General features: G+C 68.1%; 13 protein-coding genes and 6 pseudogenes. 11 read left to right on the top strand and 8 right to left on the bottom strand.

Annotation, left to right across the window (positions count from 1 at the left end; all coding sequences use genetic code 11):
• Positions 1-77: 77 nt before the first annotated feature.
• From OHA86_RS06330 to OHA86_RS06320, 3 genes and pseudogenes are all read right to left on the bottom strand, one after another.
• Positions 78-1,168 (bottom strand): annotated as a pseudogene (locus tag OHA86_RS06330) (integrase core domain-containing protein); the annotation flags it as partial.
• 310 nt (positions 1,169-1,478) lie between these two features.
• On the bottom strand, positions 1,479-2,261 hold the full coding sequence (locus OHA86_RS06325; protein ID WP_329173218.1) for a hypothetical protein: 783 nt from the start codon (positions 2,259-2,261) through the stop codon (positions 1,479-1,481).
• Between the two features lie 243 nt (positions 2,262-2,504).
• A pseudogene (locus OHA86_RS06320) lies at positions 2,505-3,399 on the bottom strand (integrase core domain-containing protein).
• A 9-nt stretch (positions 3,400-3,408) separates the two neighbouring features.
• Here OHA86_RS06320 and OHA86_RS06315 point away from each other — a divergent pair.
• Positions 3,409-3,609: a hypothetical protein gene (locus tag OHA86_RS06315; protein WP_329182687.1), complete on the top strand. Its 201-nt coding sequence runs from the start codon at positions 3,409-3,411 to the stop codon at positions 3,607-3,609.
• Here OHA86_RS06315 and OHA86_RS06310 read toward each other — a convergent pair.
• Positions 3,604-3,903: a hypothetical protein gene (locus tag OHA86_RS06310; RefSeq protein ID WP_329173216.1), complete on the bottom strand. Its 300-nt coding sequence runs from the start codon at positions 3,901-3,903 to the stop codon at positions 3,604-3,606. The genes OHA86_RS06315 and OHA86_RS06310 overlap by 6 nt on opposite strands.
• A pseudogene (locus tag OHA86_RS06305) lies at positions 3,900-4,726 on the bottom strand (IS5 family transposase). Before OHA86_RS06305 ends, OHA86_RS06310 begins: the two are co-directional and overlap by 4 nt.
• Positions 4,727-4,879: 153 nt before the next feature.
• Between OHA86_RS06305 and OHA86_RS06300 the strand changes: the two are divergent.
• From OHA86_RS06300 to OHA86_RS06285, 4 genes are all read left to right on the top strand, one after another.
• Positions 4,880-5,662 (top strand): class I SAM-dependent methyltransferase, encoded by a 783-nt coding sequence (locus OHA86_RS06300; protein ID WP_329173215.1) that lies wholly within the window; start codon positions 4,880-4,882, stop codon positions 5,660-5,662.
• Between the two features lie 382 nt (positions 5,663-6,044).
• Entirely contained in the window at positions 6,045-6,458 is a 414-nt protein-coding gene (locus tag OHA86_RS06295; RefSeq protein WP_329173212.1) for a hypothetical protein, read from the top strand.
• A 363-nt stretch (positions 6,459-6,821) separates the two neighbouring features.
• Positions 6,822-7,040 carry a hypothetical protein gene (locus OHA86_RS06290; RefSeq protein WP_329173210.1) on the top strand — a complete coding sequence of 73 codons (219 nt, stop codon included), beginning with the start codon at positions 6,822-6,824 and terminating at the stop codon, positions 7,038-7,040.
• Positions 7,041-7,664: 624 nt separating this feature from the next.
• Complete coding sequence (locus OHA86_RS06285) at positions 7,665-13,958, top strand: RHS repeat-associated core domain-containing protein (RefSeq protein ID WP_329173209.1); 6,294 nt, start codon at positions 7,665-7,667, stop codon at positions 13,956-13,958.
• 93 nt (positions 13,959-14,051) lie between these two features.
• On the opposite strand, the pseudogene OHA86_RS06280 reads toward OHA86_RS06285, so the two are convergent.
• Positions 14,052-14,585 (bottom strand): annotated as a pseudogene (locus OHA86_RS06280) (integrase); the annotation flags it as partial.
• Between OHA86_RS06280 and OHA86_RS06275 the strand changes: the two are divergent.
• The 3 genes from OHA86_RS06275 (at position 14,508) to OHA86_RS06265 (ending at position 17,729) form a co-directional block, all read left to right on the top strand.
• The gene (locus OHA86_RS06275) at positions 14,508-14,708 is read left to right on the top strand and encodes a hypothetical protein (RefSeq protein WP_329182686.1); all 201 of its coding nucleotides are present in this window, start codon (positions 14,508-14,510) and stop codon (positions 14,706-14,708) included. The pseudogene OHA86_RS06280 and the gene OHA86_RS06275 overlap by 78 nt on opposite strands.
• Positions 14,709-14,995: 287 nt before the next feature.
• Positions 14,996-17,065, top strand: coding sequence for an MMPL family transporter (locus OHA86_RS06270; protein ID WP_329173207.1), 2,070 nt, complete (start codon positions 14,996-14,998; stop codon positions 17,063-17,065).
• Positions 17,066-17,279: 214 nt separating this feature from the next.
• Positions 17,280-17,729 carry a transposase domain-containing protein gene (locus OHA86_RS06265; RefSeq protein ID WP_329173205.1) on the top strand — a complete coding sequence of 150 codons (450 nt, stop codon included), beginning with the start codon at positions 17,280-17,282 and terminating at the stop codon, positions 17,727-17,729.
• 443 nt (positions 17,730-18,172) lie between these two features.
• Here OHA86_RS06265 and OHA86_RS06260 read toward each other — a convergent pair.
• Positions 18,173-18,652 (bottom strand): annotated as a pseudogene (locus OHA86_RS06260) (integrase); the annotation flags it as partial.
• Positions 18,653-18,786: 134 nt separating this feature from the next.
• On the opposite strand from OHA86_RS06260, the gene OHA86_RS06255 reads away from it, so the two are divergent.
• Both OHA86_RS06255 and OHA86_RS06250 read left to right on the top strand, forming a co-directional pair.
• Entirely contained in the window at positions 18,787-19,050 is a 264-nt protein-coding gene (locus OHA86_RS06255) for a GlsB/YeaQ/YmgE family stress response membrane protein (RefSeq protein ID WP_329173203.1), read from the top strand.
• A 557-nt stretch (positions 19,051-19,607) separates the two neighbouring features.
• Entirely contained in the window at positions 19,608-19,778 is a 171-nt protein-coding gene (locus OHA86_RS06250) for a hypothetical protein (protein ID WP_329173202.1), read from the top strand.
• A 305-nt stretch (positions 19,779-20,083) separates the two neighbouring features.
• Here OHA86_RS06250 and OHA86_RS06245 read toward each other — a convergent pair whose 3' ends face one another.
• Positions 20,084-20,455: a hypothetical protein gene (locus OHA86_RS06245; RefSeq protein WP_329173200.1), complete on the bottom strand. Its 372-nt coding sequence runs from the start codon at positions 20,453-20,455 to the stop codon at positions 20,084-20,086.
• Here OHA86_RS06245 and OHA86_RS36025 point away from each other — a divergent pair.
• Positions 20,443-20,604 (top strand): annotated as a pseudogene (locus tag OHA86_RS36025) (cellulose binding domain-containing protein); the annotation flags it as partial. The gene OHA86_RS06245 and the pseudogene OHA86_RS36025 sit on opposite strands and share 13 nt — an antisense overlap.
• Between the last annotated feature and the right edge of the window lie 81 nt (positions 20,605-20,685).

Here is a 20,685-nt window from a genome sequence, read left to right as displayed (position 1 = left end):
CGGACGCCGGCATCCCGTCTCTTTCGGCCCGCCGCACGCGACGTTGCCCTTGCCGAAAACCTCATCCGCCGAGGTCGGGCGGCATGTTGGTACTCGTGCAGGATGCCGCCGAGTCGCTCGCGTCGTCGTATGTCGAGGTGGGCAGTCTTGTCCGGATCGGCGATCTGCGTTGGCAACGGGTGGAGCGGGCGGGCGTTGGCGATGCCCTGATGGGGTCGGTGGGAGTTGTGGTGGTCTTCGAACTCCCGTAGTGCGTGGAGCAGGTGCCGTTGGTTCCAGATCAGGGTGCGGTCGAGCAGTTCGCGCCGGCAGGTCTGTACCGACCGTTCCGTGATCGAGTTCATGCGCGGCATCTGCACGCCGCTGAGCACCACCTGGATCCCCGCATCGTTGAGGAGGGCGTCGAACAGGGCGGGGAACTCTCGGTCCCGGTCCCGGATCAGGAACCGCGCCCGGCAGTCGGCGTCTTCGAGGTCCATGACGAGGTTCTTCGCGGCCTGGGTCACCCAGGATGCGGTCGGGTGTGCGGTGGCACCGAGGATCCGGATCCGGCGGCTGGCGTGCTCGATCATGGCGAACGCATACAGCCGCGTCCCGGACAGGGTGACTGTCTCGGGGAAGTCGCAGGCCAGCAGGGCGTCGGCTTGGGTGTGCAGGGAGTCGGCCCAGGTGCTGGAGGCCCGCTCGGGTGCCGGGTCGATGCCGGCGTCCTTGAGTATCTCCCAGACGGTGGACGCGGCCGCCTGCATCCCGAGAACGCGGAGTTCACCGTGGACGCGGCGGTAGCCCCAGTGGGGATTCTCCCGGGCGAGGCGGAGGACCAGGGCGCGGATGGAGTGCACGGTCCGCGGCCTTCCCGGGCGCTTGGGCCGGGATACGGCAGCGTGGCGGCGGGCGACCAGGTCCCGGTGCCGGCACAGCACCGTGTCCGGCCGCACCAGCAGCCGCACTTGGCGCAGCACCTGCATCGGCAGCCGGTGCAGCAAGGCTGCCAGGAACGCCCGATCGCTCGTGGCGAACCGAACCTTCTCCTTGTCGAGTTGACGTTCCAGCAAGGTGACCTGATGGCGCAGGGCGAGGATCTCCGCGTGTCCCGGTCGGTCATCGGCAGCAGGCGCAGTAGAGCGAACGCGTTCGTCACGGTGGGGTAGGCCAGTCGCAGCAGCACAATCGACCATCATGCCGGGGCGGGCAGCAGCCGTGCGGGAGTGCCCACTTCGAGCGTCCGTACCCGAGCCCCCTCGCAGCCCACAAACCGGCGCCCACCAGGGCGGATGAGGTTTTCGGCAGGGGCAGCGTTCCGACGGAGCCACCTCGATCTCACCGTCGAGGTAGCGCTGTAGCGCTCGTAAAGATCGCTGAAGGTCCGGCGGGCACTCCTGTCGTCCGTCGGCCGGTCGCCTTCCCAGACAGCCAGGTCGTAACTCATGCCGAGAGGCTCTCAGACACGCTCTGAAACCTGGGGGCTCAGGCGTGGCTTAGGCGCATCCGGGGGCGGAAGTGAACGGCTTGAACTCAGGGCCACCAAAATACGCAATGGTGATTTTATCCAGGTCGGGTTTCATGTCAAGGAAAGGAATACCATAAGGGGGGTAGCCTTTAATGTCGGACGGGGCTACGCCTTCCCAGGTGAGTCGCCAATTATTTCCGTTGACGTCGTGAAAGAAGACGTCCGGGGCTGCCATTTCCTGCGGGTCCGGCACAGCCAGCTTTTCAATCTGACCCGGCTCCGCTTTCCATGACTTCGCGTAAGCCTTCAAGTCGAAGCCAGCTAGGGTGCATGCCGGGATGCTCGGAAAAATAACTTGAACGGCGACTGCTGGCTCATCTTCTTTCGTTTCCTTTTGTATATTCGCGAATTCCACAAGCGCATCAACCGAGGTTATGGGTGCATCGGATTGGTTCGCGATGTAAAAATTCGAGCCATCGACCCAGTAGCTGACGCTCTTCGACAGTTGAAGCTGCTCGCGCTTGTCTTGGTCCTGCGTGGAGCGTCGCTGGTCATTTAGGGTTGCAACAGAGACAAACGTAGCAATTGACGAAAGAACCAGTCCGAGTGTGGCCGCTATACCGGCAAGGAAGGGCCCCCATGAGGAAATCCACTCCCTTCGACGCACCTGGGCCGACACCTCCTCCACGGAAGGCGCTTCGCCTCCGTCGCCTGCACCTTCGGAAGGGTCAGCTGACGCTTCCGTCTCAGTCGACTCGTCCGCCTCAATATCCGGCTCTACGGACGGATCATCCGGTGTTGGTGAGGTCATCACGCCCCCTGTTGTGCTGCCGCCGCAATGGCATCTGTCTGGTTGCCTGTCCTAGCTCAGCAGAGACAGGACCTGGGCGTCTGACCTTCGCCGGATTCCGAGGGAACAGACAGGCGCGTACGGTCGCTGGGCGACAGTCCGAACGGGAACCAAACTTGATCATCAGATCGGCCGCGTCTCGCATGACCTGGGCGGCCGGATTCTTGACCAGACCTGCGGGTGCCGATTGATCATCCGGCCTGGTCAGGCGGCGTGTTGGTACTCGTGGAGGGTTCCGCCGTGTCGGTCGCGTCGGCGGACCTTCAGGTGCCTGGTGTGCCGTGGCGCGCTGATCGGGGTGGGTAGTGGGCGGAGCGGTGCGGCTTGCTGCAGGGTGCGGTGCGGTCGGTGCTCGTTGTAGAAGGTCGCGAACTCGCGGAGCGCATCGCGAAGGTGGCTCTGGTTCCAGATCAGGGTTTTGTCGAGGAGTTCGCGTCGGCAGGTCTGTGTCCAGCGCTCTATGATGGAGTTCATTAGCGGGATCCGGACACCGCTCTTGACGATCTCGAGTCCGGTGTCGGCGAGTACGGCGTCGAGGGCGGGCGTGAACTTCGAGTCGCGGTCGCGGATGAGAAACCTGGCTCTGCTGCCCGCATCCTCCCGGTCCGTGACGAGGTTGCGTCCAAGCTGCACGACCCACTGGGCGGTGGGGTGTGTGGTTGCGCCCAGGATCCGGATGTGCCGGGTGGAGTGCTCGATGACGGCGAAGACGTACAGGCGTGCCCCGGGTGAGGGTGCGGGTTTCGGAGAAGTCGCAGGCGAGCAGGGCGCCGGCCTGGCTGCGCAGGAAGTCGGCCCACGTGGTGTTCTGACGATCCGGCGCGGGTGGAACGCCGTGTTCCTTGAGGATTTCCCAGACGGTGGACGCGGTGACCTTGATACCCAGGGCCGCGGGCTCGCCGTGGATGCGCCGGTATCCCCAGGAGCTGTGCTCTCGGGCGAGGCGCAGGATCAGGGCGTGGATCGAGCGGACGGTGGGCGGGCGTTCTCGCCGTTTCGGTGCGCAGGTGGCGGCATGGCGCCGTTCGAGCAGGTTGCGGTGCCAGCGCATGATCGTGTCGGGGCGTGCCGGCAGTAGGAGTCGGCGCAGCTTGTCCATCGGTAGGAGGTGGAGCAGGCCGACGAGGATCGCGCGGTCGGTGTTGGTGAAGGCGGGCTTGCCGACCTGGCGCTGCAGGACCAGCAGCTGGTGTCGGAGTGCAAGGATCTCGATGTCCTTGTCCCGATTGCTCACCGGCAGCAGGCGCAGGAAGGCGAGGGCGTTGGTCGCGGCGAGGTAGGCCAGACGCAGCAGCACAACAGATCATGATGCCTTCATGCCCCCCGCAGGTGAAGACATCGAGGGTGAGGAGCGGCACAGCCGGAGACCGGCGATCAAGACCGTGACCTGGCCGGATGATTTATCGGCACCCGCAGGGTCGGGCAGCCCCAGCAGCGTCTTGCGGGTGATCCGGACGTCTTCGGCGGCCCGGCCGAGTTCGTCGAGCTGTGCGGTCAGCCGCGTGATCTGTTCCCGCATTGTCTCGGCCTGCGCGGTAATCTCCCGTTCCCGCTCCTCCAGCCGTGCCGGCACCGCGCCGAGGGTCAGCTCCCCGCCGGTCACGCGGTGCGCCAGGCCGGTGCAGTCGCCCCGGTCAGGCGGCGCAGTATCACCGCGGTCACGCCCAGTACACCCGCGACTCCGAACTGCGGGGCCGGTGCTCGTAGTCGCGTACCAGCCTGCGGTGCAGCATCAAGATCCCATAGGCGCGCTCCACGACCCACCGCTTGGCCTGGGGAACGAACCCGGTCCGCGCGGGATTGCGCTCCACGACTTCCACCCCGATGCCCACCTTCTCCCCGTGCGCGACGACGGCGTTCTTGAAGCCCTGGTCGACCAGGGCCTTCTGAACGGTGTCGGTGCCGGCGGCGACCTTGTCCAGCAGCGCGATGCCGATGGCGTTCTCGTGCGCCGACGCGGCCGCCACCACCGCGATCACCAGCCCCAGAACGTCAACGGCCAGGCTCTGCTTGCGGCCCGGTACTTTTTTGCCGCGTCGCGCCCCGTCGACTCAGCGGGCACTGCGGCCGCCGGGCGCATGCCCTGGGTGTCGAGCACTACCGGGCTCGGGTCCGCCTTCCGACGCGCCATTTCCCGCACCTGCCAGCGCAGCAGGTCGTGAATGGTCCGGTCGGTGCCGTCGTCACGCCAGGTGTAGAAGTAGTACTTCACCGCGCCGGGCGGCGGGAAGTCGTGCGGGAGCAGTTCCCACTGGCAACCGGTCCGGCCCTGGTAGAGCCAGTGCGTTGACGATCTCCCGCATCGCGTAGCGGCCTTGATGGCCGCTGACCGAGGGATGCGCGGCCTCCCACGCGGCGATCACCGGCTCGACCAGCGCCCACTGCTCGTTGCTCACGTCGGTCGTGTAGGGCTTGCGCTCGCTCACGCCGACCAGCCCACCATGCCCATGGCCGCCGAACGGCCGGGATGCCCCACCGCCACACGTTCAGGTGACGACAAAACTCCTACGCACTCTTATTCCGCCCGCTGATACGGTCCCGAAGTCCGGCCAGCCGCTGTGGAGGAACGACGGAGGACGATGAACTCGCCGATCTTTGCCGGTACCGCCGATTACTACGCGCGATACCGCCCCGTATATCCCGACCGGATGCTGGCCGACCTGGTCGATCTCAGCGTCGGCCCGCACGGACGGCGGCTTGTGGACCTCGGCTGCGGCACCGGCGAGGTCGCCCTGCCCCTGAGCGCGTCGTTCGATACGGTGACGGCGATCGACATCGATCCGGACATGGCCGCCGTCGCCGAGCGCAAGGCCACCGAGCGGCAGATCCGCAACGTCACGTGGACGGTGGGGGCGGCCGAGTCCCTCGACCTGCCGGCCGGGTCCGCCGACCTCGTGGTCGCGGGATCGTCCTTCCACTGGATGGACCGCGAACTGCTCGCCGGGCGGGTCCGGACCTGGCTGACCGACACTGGTGTCTTCGGCCTGCTCGGCGGCGGCAGCGACGTGTGGGACGAGCGGGCGCCCTGGCACGCCGTCGCGGTGCGGACGATCCGCGAATACGTCGGCGAGCGGCGCCGCGCGGGGAACCAGCCATTCGTCGCGGCGGGCCGCCACGACGACTGCCTGGAGCTGGCCGGTTTCGTTTTGGAGTCCCGGCAGTACACCGCCGAGAAGGTCTGGACGGCCGACGAGATCGTCGGATATCTCTACTCGACGTCATTCTGCAATCCCGTGGTGCTCGGCGACCGCCAGGCAGCCTTCGAGGCCACGCTCCGGGACCGGCTCCGGGAGCTGTCCCCGGCTGACTCGCATCCGGAGACGCTTGTTTTCCACTGCATGCTCGCCCGGCCGAAGCGTTAGCCACTGGCGTCAGCGCCGATGCGGCCAACCCACGCGTTCGACGACCGGATCCGTCGGTCGTCGTGGCCATGCCCCCGTATGTCGTCGACCATCGATGTATGGGAAAGGGGCATTCCTGGTCCCATCAGGGCGACGGTCGCGGTTTTCTGGCTACTGCACGAGCAGTTCGAGCGGCGTTCCCCGGCCGGTCCCGCGCTGGTGCTCGGCGGTGCGCTGCTCGCCTGGTGGCTGCTGCGTTCGGCGTTCACCGGCGTCGAGCTCGTCGCGAGGCGGCGTCCACCACCCCGACAACGCGCACGCGGTACGGAAGGACCCGTCGCAGGACGTGCCCGCCCGCCGGCCTGGCGCAGCACGTGACCGACGGGGAGGTGACCCTCCCGCCTTGCTCAGGAACCTGCCGTTGGAACAGGCCGGTGCAGGATCGGCCGTCGCCAACACCGTGCGACAAACCGGCAGCGTGATCGGAATCGCCGTAGGCGGCACGATCATGTCGATCACGTACCGACGTGCGATCGAACCCTCGCTGGAGGGTGCACCCGGTCCGGTGCAGGATCAGGCGCGAGTTTCCGCCGAACAGGCCCGCCATGTCGTCACCGCTGTCCACCGGCCCACTCTTGCGCAGGCTGCTGACAATGCGTTTGGTCATGCCACGCACGTAGGTGCGGGCTGGATCGCGGTCATCGCCCTCCGCGGAGCAGCTGTGCTGCTGATCACCTTGCCTGTTGCCGGAAAGCGGAAGGGTCCGATACTGAATCCGGACCACGAAGAGGCCCGCAGCTCCGAGGGCAAAGTGTGAGGGACTCCGGATCGGTGACGCCGGTATCCGTCGGCCATGGATCTCGCGGTCCAGGTGCCTGGGGCTGGGCGTGGGGTGGACAATCGGCCCGACTGTCGTATGAGAGTGGGGGATGGCATTGAAATTTCGGGGGCCAGGGTGCGGGTGAGCCGCGATCAGGCGGAGCCGGAGGGCACTGCTCGGGTCGGGGCGACCGAGGTGCTGCACAGCCGGCCAGGGACTGGGGACGGGGTGCAATCAGGGTCGGCGGCCGACGTCGCCAGGGGTGGGTTCTGCCGAAACTGCGACCGGGCGGTGAAGCCGGTCGGGCGGAAGTTCTGGGGGAGGGCCGCCCTGTTGGTCGCGGTGACACAGTTGGTCGCCGTGATCGTATCGGTCGTCGCCTGCTTCACCGCGGTGGACCCCTGGAAGGGCTACCGGCGCTGGCTCGTGGCCTGGCCGGCAGCGATCCACCCTGTTGGACTGGGGGTTGCCGCCGCGGTGGTAGCGGCGTTGGCGGCTGCGTGGTTTGCCGACGTCCTGAACGAACGGGCTGGTGTCTGTCCCGAATGCCGAAGCTCGTTGGCGGCGCTGACCCGCTGAGCCCGGCCTGACAATGATCACGCTGCGGCGGTCGGAGTCCACCCACGGTGACCCGCGCGCGGGGTGTGCTCGGCCCGGTGCGGCAGTGAGGTCACCAAGTCCTGGGCGCGGCAGGTCGGTTCCGGCCCTGCGAAGGTGCCGCTGACGGTACGGACTTGCGACGTTCGGTGCGATGTCCACGCGTCTGACGCCGGCTCTGACGACTCGCAGATTTTCTTTTCCATGAATTGACCATCGGTGGAGGCGCGGAGAAGGCGCTGTCGAAAAGAGTCCTAGTATCCGTAAAATGAGCATTCCGTGAACCAGGAGTTACTGTGCGTGCGAGCCCATAAGGGGGTTGTTGTCCCAGAAGCGGCCGTCTGGACATGGGTCCAAAACCGATCTATCGGTGCATGGGACTGGTATCTGCCTAACTTTGACCATAGCCGCTTATAGGGTGTTCTTGGGGTGGCTTCCCTGATGGTGTAGATCATGTGAAGATCCCTCGGCTGAGCTGTGCACGTCTCATTGATTAAGGAGAGCTACGTGTCAGTAAGTTGGGGGGGTGCTCGACGCCGCGCGTCGAGTGGTCCATGGGGTCTTCTGCCGCCGCGCTGGCTGAGGCGGACGGCGGGCGTGGCGGTGATGGCGTTGGCCATCGAGGCGGCCGCGCTGGTCGGGAACACTGGTACCGCGGTGGCCGTCGCACCCGCGGACGCACACGCGGGTTCTGTCGCAGCATCGCCTCCCGCGGCGAGCCATGGGGCGGCGCAGGCGCAGGACGTGCCCTCGGCGCGGCTGATGGCGCGGTTGCAGCACCGGCGGATCGAGGCGTTGAGCGAGCGTACGGACGCTTCGCAGACGTTCGTCAACGTTGACGGCACGTTGACCTACACTGCGTTCGCGCAGCCGAAGTGGACGAAGAAAAAGGGCTCCTGGGTGGACCTGGACGCCACCTTGCAGTCGGGGGCCGACGGCACCGTCACCCCCGTGGCGGCGGAGACCGGGCTGGTGCTGTCCGGCGGCGGCGCGGGGGCGCTGGCGACCATGACGGTCGACGGCAAGAAGGTGTCGCTGACCTGGCCGACGACACTGCCCACGCCCACCTTGTCCGGCGCGACGGCGACCTACGCCGACGTGATGGACGGAGTTGACCTGCAGCTCACCGCTGCGCCCACCGGAGGTGTCGAGGAGACGCTGGTGGTCAGGACCGCCGCGGCCGGCGCCGACCCGGCGCTGTCGGACCTGATGCAGAGTGTGTCGACGAGCAGCGGCGTGACCGCGGTGACGGACGACGGCGGCAACATGACGGCCAAGGACGCCGCGGGCAACCTGCTGGTCAACTCGCCGGCTCCGGCGATGTGGGACTCGGCGACCGCCACCACCGCCGCGGCCGGCACCAATAGCCCCGGGGTGACCGGCGGGAACAACGCCGCCGCGCCCGCGCACGTCGGGGTCGCCGAGGTCAAGCCCGGTGCCGGCACCAAGTCGACGGCCAAGAGGGCGGGTTCGCGCGCCCACCGGGCACCGGTCAAGGCCAGTCTGAAGAACCACAAGCTGCACCTGGCCGTGGACAAGGGCCTGCTGTCGGCGAAGACCACGGTCTTTCCGGTGTACATCGATCCGGCCTACGTGCCGCATCCGGCGAGCGGTTCGACGCTGCACTACGACTGGGTGATGCAGGCGCTTCCGAACACGGCCAACTACGATCTCCCGCCTGCCGCCGGACTCGGAGTCGGGTTCGAGGGCGCTTACGCGCCCACCGGCGTCGAGCGGACGTACTACCGGGTGAGCATTCCGTCGGCGATCTGGGACGGGCACGTGCTCAGTGCCAACATGAAGATCAAGGAGACCGACTCCGCCAGTTGCAGCTCAACCGCGTACGGCGTGCAGGCGTGGTCCACCAACGTGTTCAGCGCCACCACCACCTGGACCAACGCACCGCCCAAGGTGGGGCTGCAGAGCACGGTCAACTTCGGCCCGGCCTGCACCTCCACCCCCAGCGGGAACTTCAGCTTCATGGACCAGGTCACCAACGCGGCCGCCAACCACTGGCAGACCATCGCGTTCGTGCTGATCAACAGCAGCGAAACCGCCGCTGCGCAGTACAAGGGCTTCGCCGTCGACCCGTCGTTGTCCATCACATACGACTCACCGCCGACCACGCCGACGAGCCTGAAGGTCTCCCCGGGACAGGGCCTTTACGCCAGGAGCGGCACTCCGACGTTCTCGGCGACGGCCACCGACGCCAACAGCGACACCGTCCGGATGGACTATCAGGTACTGTCCGGGACCACTGTGGCGGCCTCCGGCAGTTCGGCCTACGTCACCTCCGGCACCGCCGGCACCTGGAAGCCGGGCACGGCACTGGCCGACGGGTCGTACACCTGGAAAGCGCGCGCCTACGACGGCGCCGACTACTCCGCCTGGACCGCAGCCCAGACACTCCACATCGATACCTTCGTACCTGCCCCTCCCGCAATCTCCTCCAGCGACTTCCCGGCCAACACCTGGGCCGGCACCCCTGACACGGACGGGAACCTCTCCGGAACGGTCACCTTCACCCCCGCGGGCTCCCTCTGCGTGGAATGGTCCCTGGACGGGGCCGCCCCCACAAACTCGTGCGCGGCGACAGGCAATACGCCGTTGCCGGAGACCGTCACCGTCCGGGCCGGCAAACACACCCTGACCGCGTACAGCGGGGACTTCGCCGGCAACGTTTCGCCTACCGCGACGTATGTCTTCTATGCCGGCTCCGGCGCCGCACTGCTCACCCCCGGCCAGGGCGACCGCCCTGCCCGCCGCGCGAGTCTGACCGGCCTGGGCGTGTCGACCGACACCGGTGTGACGTACCAGTACCGGATCGGTGAGAGCGACACCTGGCACACCATCCCGACCGCGGACGTCACCGTGACATCCAGCGGTGCGGGCGTCAGTTCATGGCCCATTTCGACACCGAGCGGTGTTCCCACGGCGTTGACCTGGAACATCACCGACACTCTTGTGCAAGACGGCCCGATCGACATCCGCGCGGACTTCACTGACGGCACCGCCGACGCCTACTCCCCGGCCAACACCGTCACCGTGGACCGCAACGCCGGCTCCGCGCCGTCGCTGATCGCCGGCCCGGCGTCGGTGAACGCCCTCACCGGGGACGCGAGCATCGACGCGACCGACGCCTCCGGGTTCGACATGACCGCCACCCGCACCGCATCGTCGCGTCTGCCCGCGAACGGTTCGGCGCAGGAGGGCCAGGTGGCGATCTTCGGGCCCCAGTGGACCTCGGGCACCGTCGCGGAGGCCGCCGGTTCCGACTGGTCGTACCTCCACCAGGTCTCGTCCACCAGCGTGGCAGTGGTGGACGCCGACAGCGATCAGGTCGGCTTCACGGCGACTTCCGGCGGCGGCTGGAAGGCGGAGCCGGGAGCAGAGGACCTGACACTGACCGGGTCGCTGACGGGGTCGTTCACGCTGAAGGACACCGAGGGCACCACGACGACCTTCGCGAAGGTCGACCCGTCGGCCACCGCGTGGCAGGCCACGTCCACCTTCCTGCCGACCGACAACTCGACCACGCAGGTGGTCTCGGAGAAGGTCGTGGTCGGCAGCACCGTGCTGGCCCGCCCGAAGTATGTGATCGCCCCGACGTCGGCGGTGGACCAGTCCACCTGCGCGGCGACCCCTGCCGCCAAGGGCTGCCGGGTGCTGGAGTACGTCTACGCGACCGCCACAACGGCGAGCGCGTCAGTCTTCGGGAACTATGCCGGGCAGGTCTCCCAGATCAGGCTGTGGTCGACCGATCCCGGTGCGCCGGCAGCCACCGCGTCCGCGCTGGCGAGCTACGCCTACGACACCGCCGGGCGGCTTCGGCAGGAGTGGGATCCGCGGATCAGCCCGGCGTTGAAGACCGCGTACGACTACGACAGCGCGGGCCGCATCACCACCTTGACCCCGCCCGGTGAGCTGCCGTGGACGCTCGCCTACGGCAAGGTCGGCAACACCGCCACGGCCGGCGACGGCATGCTGGTGTCGGCTTCCCGGCCCACACTGAGCCCGGGCAGTGCCGACCAGACGAACGGCACCGCCATGACCAGCCTGGTCTACGACGTACCGCTCAACGGTACGAGCGCTCCATACGCGATGGACGGTAGCCACGTGAGCGCCTGGGGGCAGAGCGACACGCCCTCGGACGCCACCGCGGTCTTCCCCGCCGACGCCGTCCCGGCCTCGCACGATGGGGCGGCACTGGCCGGCGGCTCCTACCAGCGCGCGGTCGTCACCTACACCGACCCGTCCGGGCGGGAAGTCAACACCGCCGCCCCCGGGGGGCACATCACCGCCACCGAGTACGACCGCTTCGGCAACGCGGTGCGGGAACTGACCGCGGCCAACCGCGAACTTGCCCTGGCCACTGGTGGACCGGGCTTGGCCGAACAGCAGCAACTGGGCATCGACGGGTTCCCGAGCGCCGACCGGGCACAGATGCTGTCAACCCTGTCGGTGTTCAACACCGACAGCGTGGCCACGGACGCCGGCACCGACAAGGACACCGACCCGGCCAACGCCGGCCAGCGCGAGCTGGAGAAGTCGGGGCCGCTCCACATGGTCACGCTCGCGACAACACTGCACGCGGGGGCGGGAGGCATCGACATACCCGCCGGAGCATCAGTCCCGGCCCGCGAGCGTACCGTGACCGTCTACGACCAGGGCCGTCCCACCGGCGGCAGCGCGACAGTGGCGAACCAGGCCACGACCGTGACCGTCGGCGCCACCGTCAAGGGGTATGTCACCGACGGCGATCCCCGTACCAGCACGACCGGGTACGACTGGGCCAAGGGCTTGACCACCCAGACCGTCACCGACCCGGCCGGGCTCGACCTGGTCAGGACCACCGGCTACGACTCCCAGGGCCGTGTCGTCAACACCGCTCTGCCCAAGTCCGACGGCACCGACGCCGGCGCAACAATCACCACGTACTGGTCGGCGACCGGCACCGGCGCCTGCCAGGGCCGCCCGGAGTGGGCTGACCAGGTCTGTTCGGTCGGTCCGGCCGGTGCGATCACCGGTGGCGGCGCCAACCCCGCGCAACTGCCCACCAAGACCACGACGTACGACCGGTACGGCAACGTCACCGCGGCCACAGATACCGCGAACGGGAGCACACGCACACGCAGCAACACCTACGACACCGCCGGCCGGGCCACGATCAGCTCGGTCACCGGAGGCGTCGGCACCGCCGTACCCGACACCACGACCACGTATGACGCGGTCACCGGCAAGGTGGCCACCGTCAGCGCCGGCGGCCGTACCGTCACCCACATCTACGACGCGCTCGGCCGGTTGATCTCCTACGGCGACGGCTCCGGCAACACCGCCGTCACCTGGTACGACGACCTGGACCGGCCGACGAAGGTGACTGACTCGGCGCCGTCGACGACCACGTACGCCTACAACACCGGCATCGACCCACGGGGCCTGGAGACCTCGCGCACCGATTCCGTCGCGGGTACCTTCGCCGCCACCTATGACGCGGACGGGAATCCGGCCACCCAGTCCCTGCCCGGCGGCTACGCCCTGACCGTTACCCGGAACGAGACCGGCACGCCGACCGCTCGCACCTATACCCGCGTCAGCGACGGCACCCAGGTCACCCAGGACAGCACGACCAATACTGTCCAAGGCCAGCAAGCCATCCACACCTCCGACACCGGAGGGCAGGTTCTCACCTACGACGCTGCGGGCCGCTTGACCCACGTCGATGACACGCAGGCCGGCATCACCACCCACCGCACCTACACGTTCGACAGCAACACCAACCGCACCGGCCTGACCACCGCCGTCGACAACTCCGACGGCAGCGCAGGCACGCCCGTGACCACCGCCTACACCTACGACAGCGCCGACCGCCTGCAGACGCAGGGCGGAACCGGCGGCATCGTCTACGACGCCTTCGGCCGCACCACCACGCAGGCCGGCGGCGCCACCATGGGCTACTACACCGACAACCGCGTCCGTCAGCAGACCAGTGCCAACGGCACCAACCGCCAGACCTGGACCCTGGACGCCACCGAGCGATCCAGTTCCTCAACCACTGAGACCAACAACGCCGGCACCTGGACCCAGACGAAGAGCACGACCAACCACTACGGCGACGACACCGACAACCCGGACTGGACCGCCGAGGACGCCAGCGGCACCGTCACCCGAGACGTCCAAGGCGTCGGCGGAGGCCTCGATGCCACCACCACCGCCACCGGCGGCACGATCCTCCAGCTGACCAACCTGCACGGCGACATCACCGTCCAGCTCCCGCTGGACATCTCGAAGGCCCCTACCGCTCTGAGCTATAACGAATACGGAAAGCCGGAGGGCGCCACTCAGGCCGCACGATACGGCTGGCTCGGAGTCAACGAACGGTCGGCGGACTCACTGACCGGGGTACTCCTGATGGGCTTCCGTCTCTACGACCCGTCCACGGGCCGATTCCTGCAGACGGACCCCGTCCCCGGCGGCAGCGCGAATGCCTACGACTACGCCGGCGGTGACCCGGTGAACACATCCGATCCCTCCGGCGCCATGATCGACTGCGGAAACGGCCGGACGGGTTCCCAGTGCAACCTTCCGTGGAACTCCAACTGGAAGTACCTGTACAGGACGACAACCGTCGGCAAGTGGCAGAACAGTCCGGAGAACCACCTGCCTCAGCACGTAAAGTATTTCGTGCAGACCATCATGGGGATCTACTCCAGCGGCACCTATGTCTCCGGAATCTGGTTCCGGAACAAGTACAAGGTGAGCGTGTACTACCGATACCACAACGGTAGATACCAAACGAAGTACGCGAACTACTCGCTGTACCGCCAGCAAGGGAAGGTCACTTTCTGGTTCATCTTCTACGGGTACTTCAACGTCTATACTCCCTGGGTAGCTGCTTGGTAAACCGGTAAGTCTCGACAGGGTTGCGGGCGTCCAGGCGGCCCGCAACCCTGCTCGTGTGCACACACCGTGGGCCGGCGGCTCCAGGTGTCTGATGTGTGTGGTTGCGCCCAGGATCCGGATGCGCCGGGTGGAGTGCTCGATGACGGCGAAGACGTACAGGCGTGTACCGGTGAAGGTGCGGGTTTCGGAGAAGTCGCAGGCGAGCAGGGCGCCGGCCTGGCTGCGCAGGAAGTCTGCCCACGTGGTGTTCTGACGATCCGGCGCCGGTGGTACGCCGTGTTCCTTGAGGATTTCCCAGACGGTGGACGCGGTGACCTTGATACCCAGGGCCGCGGGCTCGCCGTGGATGCGCCGGTATCCCCAGGAGCTGTGCTCTCGGGCGAGGCGCAGGATCAGGGCGTGGATCGAGCGGACGGTGGGCGGGCGTTCTCGCCGTTTCGGTGCGCAGGTGGCGGCATGGCGCCGTTCGAGCAGGTTGCGGTGCCAGCGCATGATCGTGTCGGGGCGTGCCGGCAGTAGGAGTCGGCGCAGCTTGTCCATCGGTAGGAGGTGGAGCAGGCCGGCGAGGATCGCGCGGTCGGTGTCGGTGGAGGCGGGCTTGCCGACCTGGCGCTGCAGGACCAGCAGCTGGTGTCGGAGTGCAAGGATCTCGATGTCCTTGTCCCGATTGCTCACCGGCAGCAGGCGCAGGAAGGCGAGGGCGTTGGTCGCGGCGAGGTAGGCCAGACGCAGCAGCACAACAGATCATGATGCCTTCATGCCCCCCGCAGGCGAAGACATCGAGGGTGAGGAGCGGCACAGCCGGAGACCGGCGATCAAGACCGTGACCTGGCCGGATGACTTATCGGCACCCGCAAGCCCCGAAGGCCGCCTGAAACCAGAGAGTCCGGCCGCTACAAAACTCGGGGCAGCTCAGTTTGCCGCGTGCAGGTCTTCGTAGCCGGTCGCGCCCCGGCCGATAAGGTTCGGCGTGTCTATCCGCCCATGTCGGGCATCCGGAATCCGGTGGTAGCCGCCGATACCGAAGGAGATCTGATATGCACACGCTCGCCCGCTTCGTTGTCGCCCGCCGCTGGTGGGTGATCGGGGCCTGGGCGGTACTGGCGTTTGCGGGAGGGCTTGCTGCGCCCCGCGCGACCTCCGCGCTGAGCTACGATTTCGGGCTGCCCGGGCAGAAGGGATATGAGGCAAACCAGGACATCGTCCAGGAGTTCGGCTCCGGTGGCGACAACGCGCCGGTCCTGCTGGTACTGCACAGCGGAGGTCGGCGACTGGACGCCCAGGCTGCCGCCACGGTGGTGCGGGCGGTACGGGCACGGGTGGCGGGGCGCGTCAGCTCGTACGCACAGGAGCCGCGGTTGCTGTCGCGTGATGGGGATACCGGTGTCGTGATGGTCTACCCGACTCCATTGCCCGGCCAGGACCCTTATGCCAGGGCCCTTCCGGCGCTGAAGACGGCAGCGCAGGAGGCGAGTGCGGCTGCCGGGGTGTCGGTGACCGTCACCGGACAGGACGCGCTGAACGACTCCGGCGGTGGGGGAGGAGCCGGGGTCCTGGCAGAAACGCTGTTCGGCGGCATCGGGGCGTTGGTGGTGCTGGTGCTGGTCTTCGGGTCGTTCCTGGCGCTGATGCCGCTCGCGGTGGCGATCGGGTCGATTCTGACGACGTTTCTGATCGTCTGGGGCCTGACCGCCGTCACGGACGTGTCCTTCATCGTCCAGTACCTCCTGGCTCTTATCGGTCTCGGCGTCGCCATCGACTACGCGCTGCTGGTCGTCACCCGCTGGCGCGAGGAGCGCGGAAACGGGCTGGACAACGCCGCAGCCGTGGAGCGAGCCGTGGTCACCGCCGGACGCTCGGTGCTGTTCTCCGGGGTGACTGTCGCGGTCAGCCTGGCCGCCCTGATCGCGCTGCCGGTGCCGTTCCTGCGCAGCGTCGGCTTCACCGGTCTGCTGATCCCTGTCGTCAGCGTTATCGCCGCGTTGACCTTGCTGCCTGCGTTGCTGCTGGTGGCCGGACCTCGGCTGGCCTGGCCCAACCGCCGCACGGCGTCGCCCGATTCCCGGATGTGGCGGTGGATCGGCGAGAGAGTCGTACGGCACCGGTGGGCGGCCATTGTGGCCTCGACCGTCGTCCTGCTGGCGCTTGCCGCTCCGGTACTGGGCCTGAGCCTGGGGCAGCCGAGCAACGATTCACTGGCCTCGACGGGGGGCAGCGCGGCGGTCGCCGTGCACCAGGTCGAGCGCGCCGGGCTGGGCGCGGGCCTCACCACGCCCGTCGAGGTGCTCACCTCCGACGTGGCGCGGGTCCGGCGGGCGGTCGCTGGGATCGACGGAGTGTCGGGCGTACTGGCTCCGCCGTCTTGGGTCCGCGGGGACCGGTCCGTGGTCGACGTGTGGACGACCGGAGACGCCTCCAACGGGGCCGGCTCGACGGCTGCAGCCGACGTCCGGCGAGCGGTCCTGGGCACCGGCGCACGGGTCGGCGGAATTCCCGCACAGAACGCGGACTTCATCACGGCGGTCTACGGCAACGCGTGGTGGGTCGTGACGATCATCGTCGTCGTCACCTTCCTTCTGCTGGCCCGCGCTCTGCGGTCACTGGTGCTGCCGCTGAAGGCGCTCGTCCTCAACGTGCTGTCCATCGCGGCGGCGTACGGGGTGACGGTGCTGATCTGGCAGCACGGGGTCGGCACGAACCTGCTCTTCGGGCAGTCGGCTGCGAGGTCGGTCACCGTGTGGATCCCGATTGCGGTGTTCGCGTTCCTGTTCGGGCTGTCCATGGACTATGAGGTATTCCTGCTGAGCCGCATTCGCGAGGAGCGCGACCGGGGTCTGGAAACGGGCCGGGCGACGGTCGACGGCGTCGCACGTACCGGCCGTTTGATCACCTCCGCGGCCGTCATCCTCTTTTTGGCCTTCGTCTCGCTGTCCCGCGTGCCTGCCACCGACGTCAAGATTCTGGCGACCGCCCTGGCGCTGGGCATCCTCATCGATGCGACGCTCGTGCGCGGTATCCTCGCGCCCGCGCTGGTGGCGGCTCTGGGGCCGGCCAACTGGTGGCTGCCGCGAAGTCGGACTACCCGGAAGCAACCGGGGCACGGATGAGCCTCGTTCGGCCTCATCCGACCCGTCGCGGTCGGGGCAGAGGACGAGGGAGATTGCATACCGCACTCCTCAGCGGTGTCCTTGCCGAAAACCTCGTCCGTGCGGGTCAAGCGGCATGGTGGTGCTTGCGGAGGATGCCGCCGAGTCCGGATCCGTGGAGGGGCCCTGCTGTGTCTGAGTCTGTCATTACTCGTTCGGTGGCCGCAGGTGCCGGGTGTGTTTCGCGCCGGGGCATCTGGAGCCGTTGACGTGGCTGCTGCCGTTCTCCGTGGTCGATGAGGTTTTGGCGCGGACGGGCCGGGTGCAGCGGCGGGTGCGTGATCTGCCGGCCCGGGTGGTGGTCTGTCTGCTGGTCGCGCAGGGGTTGTGCGGGTCGGTGTCGCTGGGGGCGGTGTACCGGATGGCGGGTGCCGCGCTCGGTGGCGCGGGGTTGCCGGACCCGACCCGGCTGGGCCTGCGCGCGGCGCGGGTGCGGCTGGGGTCGCGTCCGCTGCAGTTGCTGTTGCGCGAGTTGTGCCGTCACCCGGCCGCGGTGCCGCAGCCATGGCGGGGCCTTGAGGTCTGCGCGGTCGACGGCACGGTCCTGGCCGTCCCGGACAGTGCGGCCACCCGGGCATGGCTGGGCAGGCACAAGCACCGCTACGGCACGGCGGGCTGCAGGTGATCGCCTTGGTCCACTGCTCCACCCGCACCCTGGCCGATGCGGTCTTCGGCCCGGTCTCAGGCCGGGAGTTCGTTCCGGCCCGGCGGCTGCTGCGCAGCCTGCACGCGGGAATGCCGGTCCTGCTCGACGCGGGGTTCGACGCGGCCGGGTTCCTGTCGGATCCGGTCGCCACCGGGGCCGACTTCACGGTGCGGCTGCCCCGCACCGCCCGCCTGCCGGCCCTTCAGCGCTACCCCGACGGCTCATGGCTGACGCTGCGGGCCGGCCGCGAAGCGGCAAGAAACGCCAAGCCGTCCCCACCGGCACCGCCCACATCACCGCAACCATCAACCACAACAGCCCAAACTCCCACCCCCACCAGCCCAAACTCCCACCCCCACCAGCCCAAACGCCAACTTGACGGCATTGGAGGTGCCCCCTGCTCCATGATCGCGTTCATGGGCGGGGAACTTCCCGTCGTGGTCACGGATCAGGAACTTCGCCCGGAAGCCGGCGTCCTGTGGGTCCATGACGAGGTTCTTCGCGGCTTGCGTCACCCACGACGCGGTCGGGTGGGCGGTGGTGCCGAGGATCCGGGTCCGGCGGCTGGCGTGCCCGATCACCGCGAAGAGTGAGAGTCGCGCCTCGGACAGGGTGACGGTCTCGAAGAAGTCGCAGGCCAGGAGGGCGTCGGCCTGTGAGCGCAGGAAGTCCGACCATGTGCTGGAGGCCCGCTCGGGCGCTGGATCGATGCCGGCGTCCTTGAGGATCTCCCAGATGGTGGATGCGGCGGTTTTCACGCCCGTGTTAGGGAGTTCGCTGTGGATGCGACGGTAGCCCCTGTTGGGGTTCTCCCGGGCGAGCCGTAGCACCTGGATCCGGATGGAGCGCAGGGTCCGCGGCCTTCCCGGGCGCCTGGGCCGGGATATGGCGGCGTGGGGCCGCAGCCGTTCCCGGGGCCCCGCCTGCCGGGAGGCGCCTTGCCCCGGAGCCTCACAGGCGAACGGATGTTTGAAGAAGGCGATCCGGTCCAGAAGGTGGTCGACGAGAGTGTGACAGCGCAAGGAGGAGTACAGCCGTGGGTATCATCGCGTGGATCATCATCGGGTTGCTGGCCGGGGCTATCGCCAAGGCGCTCATGCCGGGTCGTGACCCGGGTGGCGTCATCGTTACCATGCTCATCGGCGTGGCCGGCGGTCTGCTGGGCGGATGGCTCGGCAAGGTGATCTTCCATGTCCACTCGATCAACGGCTTCTTCCACCTGTCGACGTGGATCGCCGCGATCGTCGGTTCCATGATCCTGCTGGCGATCTACCGCGTGCTCACCGGCCGCCGCGCCTGACCCGAGCTGTCTCACCAGTGGTGGTTCCGCACCCCCGGCACCCGGGGGTGCGGAACCACCACTGTGCGTGCCGGCCTTCGGCCTGGCACGCACAGCCCGGTCGGATGCCGTCTGGGCAGCACCAGGCGACTGTCCGGGGAGCACGCGCCCAAGCAGGCAAGAAGTGGACCGGCACGCTCACGCCCACAACCGATCCGGAAACGGCCACCGAATCACCTGATCGAATCAGGCGGAAGCCCGAGCGGCGACACCTTGGCCGCGCCGGCACCCTGCAGGGCAGGGACCGCCCAATGCTGCCGACTGCGCCGACCGCGATAAAGGCATTCGATACGGCCCGGGGGCCGCCGAACAGCCCCGCTCCCGGCCGCTGTGACAGTGCGACGGACCTGTTCGTGGGTGAACGTGGCGCCGCCGTCACCGTTGGCGGAGAGACTTGCGAAGCCCTCTCCCAGAGGGGTGACAATGCGGGCTGCGATGTCGTCGCAGTAGGTGGCGTCGACCCACCGGGAGTTCGGCAGTGCCTGCGTCACTCCGGGTGCGATGCCCCTCCGCCCCGGGTGATCATCGGCGATGCGGTCGCCTTCTTCGAACATGGCGAGGCCGACGTGCGCGGAGCGATCCCGCACGCCGCCGTCCACCGCTGGTACGAAGGCCATGCGCAGGGCGAGGACACCTGCCCCGGCTGTGACGTCCGGGGCCAGTTGCCAAAGGGCGCCGACCGCAGTTGAGCAGCGCCTACAAAAGCGAGGAGCGCCACCGCCGTGCTGGCGGCGCTCCTCGCCCTTGGCCGACACCACGCCCGGCCTGGCAGTCATGTCGGCGGCCGACTCTGATAACTCCGAATGAGATGGGGACACAGTGCCCCTGACTCTCGCCAGGGGCACGAAGGCCGCCCCTTGGGGGCGGCCTTCGCGAGGTGTCGTACGCGCGATCGCTGGGCGGGCGGAGGAGCGGTTCGCCACCGTTCCTTGGTGAGCGACCGGTTGGTCGTCGTCGGCACGGTCTTGCCCCGGTCCCGTCGCGCAGCCCGGGTTCAGAACAGTAGGTTGTAGGTGCTCCAACCCGTACCGATCGTGGACCTGGCCGCGAACGGGCCGCCCGTCGCGGTGCCCTTGCCCGCGTAGAGCCACAGCTTGCCCGAGGAGTCGCGGGCCACCAGGTCACCGGTGCCGTCGGCACGCAGCGCGGTCGTCGCGGCGATCGCGCTGTAGGTCTGCCATCCGGAACCGGCCTTGAACTTGGTGAAGAACGGTTTGGAGCCGCTGCCCGTGCCCTGGTACTGGTACAGGCCGCCCGAGGCGTCCCGGCCCAGCAGGTTGTACCGCGTGGTTCCGGGGTCGGCCGCCGCGCCGGCGGTCTGCTTGACGTCACTGGCGCGCGGCTGCCAGGTCGATGTTGGCGTCAAGAACAACGGCACCAGCCATCAGCGGCTGGAAGGTCGGCCTGACGCTGGCCTCGGGCCAGAGCATCAACAACCTGTGGAACGGTAACGCGACCAGCCGCGCGCTGACCGTCTCCAACGCCGCTTACAACGGCGCCGTCCCGGCCGGCGGCAGCGCCAGCTTCGGTTTCGTGGCCAACGCGACCTCGGCCACGCCCCCTTCCAGCCTCACTTGCACCTCCTCCTGGCCCCGC

It is taken from the genome of Streptomyces sp. NBC_01477, assembly GCF_036227245.1.
Classification (GTDB): domain Bacteria; phylum Actinomycetota; class Actinomycetes; order Streptomycetales; family Streptomycetaceae; genus Actinacidiphila.
Note: the sequence above shows the minus strand (reverse complement) of the source record. Positions and strands in the feature narration are given on the sequence as shown.